The 6,354-nt window shown below is 69.2% G+C and carries 4 protein-coding genes; 2 read left to right on the top strand and 2 right to left on the bottom strand.

Annotation, left to right across the window (positions count from 1 at the left end; genetic code table 11):
* A partial coding sequence (locus IQ216_RS10570) for a M23 family metallopeptidase (RefSeq protein WP_193815438.1) occupies positions 1–965 on the top strand: 965 nt, incomplete at its 5' end.
* Here IQ216_RS10570 and IQ216_RS10565 read toward each other — a convergent pair.
* Together IQ216_RS10565 and IQ216_RS10560 are read right to left on the bottom strand one after the other, a co-directional pair.
* Positions 962–1,669, bottom strand: coding sequence for an ABC transporter ATP-binding protein (locus IQ216_RS10565; RefSeq protein ID WP_193815437.1), 708 nt, complete (start codon positions 1,667–1,669; stop codon positions 962–964). The two genes, IQ216_RS10570 and IQ216_RS10565, sit on opposite strands and share 4 nt — an antisense overlap.
* Before the next feature lie 4 nt (positions 1,670–1,673).
* Complete coding sequence (locus IQ216_RS10560) at positions 1,674–3,266, bottom strand: NAD(P)H-quinone oxidoreductase subunit N (protein ID WP_370566704.1); 1,593 nt, start codon at positions 3,264–3,266, stop codon at positions 1,674–1,676.
* 149 nt (positions 3,267–3,415) lie between these two features.
* Here IQ216_RS10560 and topA point away from each other — a divergent pair, with 149 nt between their 5' ends.
* Positions 3,416–6,178 carry a type I DNA topoisomerase gene (gene topA / locus IQ216_RS10555; protein WP_193815436.1) on the top strand — a complete coding sequence of 921 codons (2,763 nt, stop codon included), beginning with the start codon at positions 3,416–3,418 and terminating at the stop codon, positions 6,176–6,178.
* Positions 6,179–6,354: the final 176 nt, after the last annotated feature.

Raw genomic sequence — 6,354 nt, 5'->3', positions numbered from 1 at the left:
CGGCACCCCGCTCCGTGCCCCCTGCCTCAGCGCGGGGCTCCCGTCCAGCGGCCAGCTTCGACAGCTCCCTCGATGCCCTTGTACGCGAGGGCGTTGTCACCCCGGCCGAACGGGAGCGGGTGCGTTCCGGCAGCCGCGCCATCCCGTTCAACAGCCCCGCGAATGTCCAGGCCTGCAGCAGCGGCGCTCTCTCAGCCCAGGAGTGCCGCCGGGGCGTGGTGGTGCGGGGCTGGGGTCGCCCAGGCAGCAGCACGTCGGCGCCCGGCGGCTTTCTTGGCGACGACGCCGGCAGGGGCATCACCGGAGCCGGACAACGGCTGATCGGCGGGGCGCCGCTCACCACGCCGCTCACGGTCCCCGTGGCGGCCCTGCTGGCCGGCGGCGGCGGTGGCTTCCGCCTTGCCGATGTGTTCGCGGTCACGCCCCGCCCCTCGCCGATCGGTGGCAACGGCAATCGCCGTCTGCTCTTTCCCCTGATCGGTTCAGCCGTCACCAGCAGTGGTTTCGGCTTCCGCGTCCACCCCGTGCTGGGCAGCTGGCTGATGCACGCCGGCCGTGACCTGGCGGCGCCGGAGGGCACGCCTGTGGTGGCCTCCCTCAGCGGCCAGGTGATCAGCAGCGGCGTGGCAGGCGGTTACGGCCTGGCCATCGAGATCGAACATGAGCGCCCCAGGCGGCGCACGCTCTACGGGCACCTCAGCGAGCTCTACGTGAAGCCCGGCGATCGGGTGCGCCAGGGGGAGGTGATCGGCCGGGTGGGCAGTACGGGTCTTAGCACCGGCCCCCACCTGCATTTCGAGCTGCGGCTGCCCGGCGATGGCGGCTGGATGGCGGTGGATCCCGGCGATCTCGACCCCGGCCCGGCGGCCGGCGGCAGCGATGCCATCGCCCTGTTGATGGGCCAGCTGCTGCAGAGCCTGGAGCGGCCGATCGCCCCCCTGGCCCCTGCCCCTCCGGCGGGTTAGCGGGCGGCCAGGGCCGGCGCCTGGCTGGTCGTCTCGGTGATCCGGCCATCGCGGAAATGCACCACCCGGTCGGCGCGGGCGGCCACATCGTCTTCATGGGTCACCATCACCACGGTCATGCCGCCTCGGTGCAGTTCATCGAAAATGGCCAGCACCTCCTCGGTGGTGCGGGAATCGAGGGCGCCCGTGGGTTCATCGGCCAGCAGCAGGGCGGGTTGGTTGATGATCGCCCGGGCGATCGCCACCCGCTGCTGCTGGCCGCCGGAGAGCTGGTTGGGTTTGTTGATCAGCCGATCCGCCAGCCCCACCCGTCCGAGGGCCTCCTCGGAGCGCCGCCGCCGTTCCGGGGCCGGCACTCCCGCGTACACCATCGGCAGCATCACGTTGTCGAGCGCCGAGAGCTGGGGCAGCAGGTGGAACTGCTGGAACACGAACCCCAGATCGCGGTTGCGCAGATCGGCCAGCTGGTCGTCATTGAGCTGGTTCACCTGGGTGCCGCTGAGGCGGTAGCTGCCGGCACTGGGCCGATCCAGGCAGCCGAGGATGTTCATCGCCGTGCTCTTGCCCGAACCGGACGCCCCCATCACGGCCAGATAGTCACCGCGGTTGACGGTGAGGCTGAGGCCATCGAGGGCGCGCACCTCCGTGTCACCTGAGCCGTAGACCTTCTCCACGGCCTCGAGTTGGGCAACGGGCTGGATCACGGCATCAACCGATCGGCGGAGCTGTGGCGCTGGCGATGGCCTGCTGCAGGATCGGCGTGCCCACCACCGCCTCGCTGGCCCAGGTGAACAGCGGGCTGGAGAGCACCCCTCCTACCGCGGTGACGATCACACAGCCCACCAGCGCCGTGCGCAGCTCCGGCATGCCGGCAATCGACCAGGAGATCTCGGGATAGGCCTTCACCACATCGGACGCTTCCTGGGGCTCTTTGACCACCATCATCTTGATCACGGAGATGTAGTAGTAGATCGAGACCACGGAGGTGACCAGGCCCACCACCACCAGCAGATATTGCTGATCAGCCCAGCCGGCGAAGAAGAGGTAGATCTTGCCGAAGAAGCCCAGCATCGGCGGGATACCGCCCAGGGAGAGCAGGCAGAGGCTGAGCCCCAGGGTGATCAGGGGATCTTTCTGGTAGAGGCCTGCGTAGTCGGCAATACGGTCGCTGCCGGTGCGCAGAGAGAACAGGATGATGCAGGCGAACGCCCCCAGGTTCATGAACAGGTAGGCGGCCATGTACAGCACCATGGCCGCGAAGCCGTCCTCGGTGCCGCACACCAGCCCGATCATCACGAAGCCGGCCTGGCCGATCGAGCTGTAGGCCAGCATCCGTTTCATGGAGGTCTGGGCCAGGGCCACCACGTTGCCCAGCACCATGCTGAGGATGGCCAGCACGGTGAACAGCAGCTTCCACTGAGCATCAAAGCTCTCGAAGCAGCCCACCAGGATGCGAACGGCCAGCGCGAATCCTGCCGCCTTGGAACCCACCGAGAGGAAGGCCACCACTGGGGTGGGCGAGCCCTCGTAGACGTCGGGCGTCCACTGGTGGAAGGGCACGGCGGCGATCTTGAAGGCCACGGTGGCCAGCACGAACACCAGGGCCAGGGCGGTGACCGGCGAGGCGCTGGTCTGCAGGGCCAGGGCGACGGCATCCAGTCCGGTGGCACCACCGGTGAGGCCGTAGAGCAGGGAGGCTCCGTAGAGGAACACCGCCGCGGCGGCAGAACCCACCAGCAGATATTTGAGTGCCGCCTCGGAACTGCGGGCGTCGCGCTTCATGTAGCCCGCCAGCAGGTAGCTCGATACCGAGAGCGTTTCCAGGGAGATGAAGATGCTCACCAGATCGGTGGCGCCGCAGAGGAACATGGCGCCGAGGGTGGCGGCCAGCAGGATGGCGGCGTATTCGCCCACCGGCGTGCCGCTGCGCTCCACGTAGCGCCAGCTCAACAGCAGCGAGATCAAGCTGGAGGTTGCCACCACGCCGCGGAAGGCGATCGCCAGGTTGTCGGCGAGGAAGGAGCCGAGGAAGGACGGCTCCAGCGCCGGGGTGTTCCACTGCAGGGCCAGCAGCACCAGGGCGCCGCCAAGGCCGGCGTAGCAGAGGGGCGGCACCCAGCGGCTGGCGGCCTGCTCGCCGGCCAGATCCACCAGCAGACAGGCGATCAGGGCCAGCAGCACGGCCACCTCAGGGGCGATGGCGCCGGCATTGAGCTGGAGGCTGAGCCCACCACTGCCGAACCCCGCCCCGATGGCCTGGGTGGCGGGTTGGGCCGCCTCTGCGAGCGTGGCAGCGGCCACGGCTGGGAGAGCACCGAGCAGGGAGATCACGGGGGTGATGCGGCCAGATTTGGTGCCGGAACTGTAGCGGCGTTGCCCCGGTTCCCCAGCGGCGGGATGCGGTGCCGGCCGCCGATGCGATAAAGAGGGGGGAGGTCGTTCGCCTGTCTGTGGGTCACACCCTCGTCATCGTTGAGAGCCCCACCAAGGCCCGCACCATCCGTGGATTCCTGCCCAAGGACTTCCGCGTGGAGGCCTCCATGGGACACGTGCGGGACCTGCCGAACAACGCCAGTGAGATCCCTGCCGCTCACAAGGGTGAGAAGTGGGCGAACCTGGGCGTGAACACCGCCAGCAACTTCGAGCCGCTCTACGTAGTGCCGAAGGACAAGAAGAAAGTGGTGAAGGAACTCAAGGACGCCCTCAAGGGCGCCGATCAGCTCCTCCTGGCCACGGACGAGGACCGGGAGGGTGAAAGCATCAGCTGGCACCTGTTGCAGCTGCTACAGCCCAAGGTTCCCGTCAAGCGAATGGTGTTCCACGAGATCACCAAGGCCGCCATCGGCCGCGCCCTCGACGACACCCGGGAGCTCGACATGGAGCTCGTCCACGCCCAGGAGACACGCCGGATCCTCGATCGGCTGGTGGGCTACACCCTCTCGCCGCTGCTCTGGAAGAAGGTGGCCTGGGGCCTGTCGGCCGGCCGGGTGCAGTCGGTGGCGGTGCGCCTGCTGGTGCAGCGCGAGCGGGCCCGCCGGGCCTTCCACAGCGGCAGCTACTGGGACCTCAAGGCCCAGCTGGAGCAGGCCGGCGGCCGCTTCGAGGCCAAACTCAGCCACCTCAAGGGGGAGCGCATTGCCGGCGGCTCCGACTTCGACGAGACCAGCGGTGCCCTCAAGGCCGGCAGCCGAGTGCGGCTGCTGGCCGAGGACGAGGCCCGCAGCCTCCAGGCCGCCGTGCAGAGCGGAGCCTGGTCGGTGGCGCAGGTGGAGGCCAAGCCGAGTGTGCGCAAGCCGGTGGCGCCCTTCACCACCAGCACCCTGCAGCAGGAGGCGAACCGCAAGCTGCGGCTCTCGGCCCGCGAGACGATGCGCGCCGCCCAGGGGCTCTACGAGCGGGGCTTCATCACCTACATGCGCACCGATTCGGTGCACCTCAGCGACCAGGCGATTCAGGCGGCCCGCAGCTGCGTGGCGGCCAAGTACGGCGACACCTACCTGAGTCCCGCGGTGCGGCAGTTCTCCACCAAGGCCCGCAACGCCCAGGAGGCCCACGAGGCGATCCGACCGGCCGGGGAGAGCTTCCGCGATCCAGGCGACACCCGCCTCGAAGGCAGGGATCTGGCCCTCTATGAGCTGATCTGGAAGCGCACTGTGGCCAGCCAGATGGCTGAGGCGCGGCTCACGATGCTGGCCGTGGATCTGGAGGTGGAGGGCGGCAGCCTCGGCACGGCGCGCTTCCGCGCCAGCGGCAAGCGGATCGATTTCCCCGGCTTCTTCCGTGCCTACGTGGAGGGCAGCGACGACCCCGATGCGGCCCTGGAGGGCCAGGAAGTGCTGTTGCCCGCCCTGGCGGTGGGCGATGCTCCGGCCTGCCAGGGGGTGGAGGCCCTCGGCCACCAGACCCAGCCTCCAGCGCGCTACAGCGAGGCCGCCCTGGTGAAGATGCTGGAGAAGGAGGGCATCGGCCGCCCCTCCACCTATGCCTCGATCATCGGCACGATCGTGGACCGGGGTTACGCCACGCTCCTGAACAACTCCCTCACCCCCAGCTTCACGGCCTTCGCGGTGACGGCCCTGCTGGAGGAGCATTTCCCCGATCTGGTGGACACCAGCTTCACCGCCCGGATGGAGCAGAGCCTCGACGAGATCTCCCATGGCCAGGTGGCCTGGCTGCCCTACCTGGAGTCGTTCTACAGAGGCGAGAAGGGTCTCGAAACCCAGGTGCAGCAGCGCGAGGGTGACATCGACCCCGGCGTCTCCCGCACCGTGTCGCTGGAGGGCCTGCCCTGTGTGGTGCGGATCGGCCGCTTCGGGGCCTACCTGGAAACCAAGCGGGTGGCCGAGGACGGCACCGAGGAGCTGCTCAAGGCCACCCTGCCCCTGGAGATCACCCCGGCCGATCTCGATGCCGACAAGGCCGAGCTGCTGCTGCGCCAGAAGGCGGAAGGTCCCGAGTCCCTGGGCGAGGACCCCGAGACGGGTGAGCAGGTGTACCTGCTGTTCGGCCAGTACGGCCCCTACGTGCAGCGCGGCCAGGTGAGTGAGGCCGTTCCCAAGCCCAAGCGCGCCTCGCTGCCCAAGGGCCAGAAGCCCGAGGAGCTCAGCCTCGCCGATGCCCTGGGCCTGCTGCGCCTGCCCCGGAGCCTCGGCGACCATCCCGAGGGCGGCAGGGTGGAGGCCGGCCTGGGCCGCTTCGGGCCCTACGTAGTGCACCACAAGGGCAAGGGCGAGAAGGACTACCGCTCGCTCAAGGCCGAAGATGACGTGCTCATGGTGCCCTTGAGCCGCGCCCTGGAACTGCTGGCGATGCCCAAGCGTGGCCGCGGTGGCCGCACCGCCCTCAAGCAGCTCGGGCTGCCGGAGGGCAGCGACGAACCGGTGCAGCTCTTTGATGGTCCCTATGGCCACTACGTGAAGCAGGGCAAGGTGAACGCCTCCCTGCCGGAGGGCACCACGGCCGACACCATCACCCTGGAGCAGGCGATCGAGCTGCTGGCGGCCAAGGCCGCCACGGGCAAGACCTCCAGGGGCAAAGCCTCCCCTGGCACGACAGCCACCGGCAAGCGCGCCGCCTCCGCCAAGACCGCCAAGACCAAAGCCGCTGCGGCGGCCAAGAGCCAGCAGGCCGCCGCCAAGAAGCCTCCCACCACCACCAAGACCGGTCGGCTGCGGGCCAGCGCCGTGCGCGTGATCAAAGCGGCGGAGAGTTGATGCTCCGGCCCTGCCCCGATGGCCGCCGCTGGGGGCCGGTTCTGTGCGCCGGCTTCATCGGCGTGCTGCTGGGCGGGTGCAGTGGTACTCCCCTGGGGGAACAGCTCTCGCGCAGTTTCTCGGCCCCCGACCCCGGCACACCAGGTGATGGGGCCCCTGCTGCCACGCAGGAGACC

Origin of the sequence: Cyanobium sp. LEGE 06143 (genome assembly GCF_015207535.1) — a bacterium.
Lineage (GTDB): Bacteria > Cyanobacteriota > Cyanobacteriia > PCC-6307 > Cyanobiaceae > NIES-981.
Note: the sequence above shows the minus strand (reverse complement) of the source record. Positions and strands in the feature narration are given on the sequence as shown.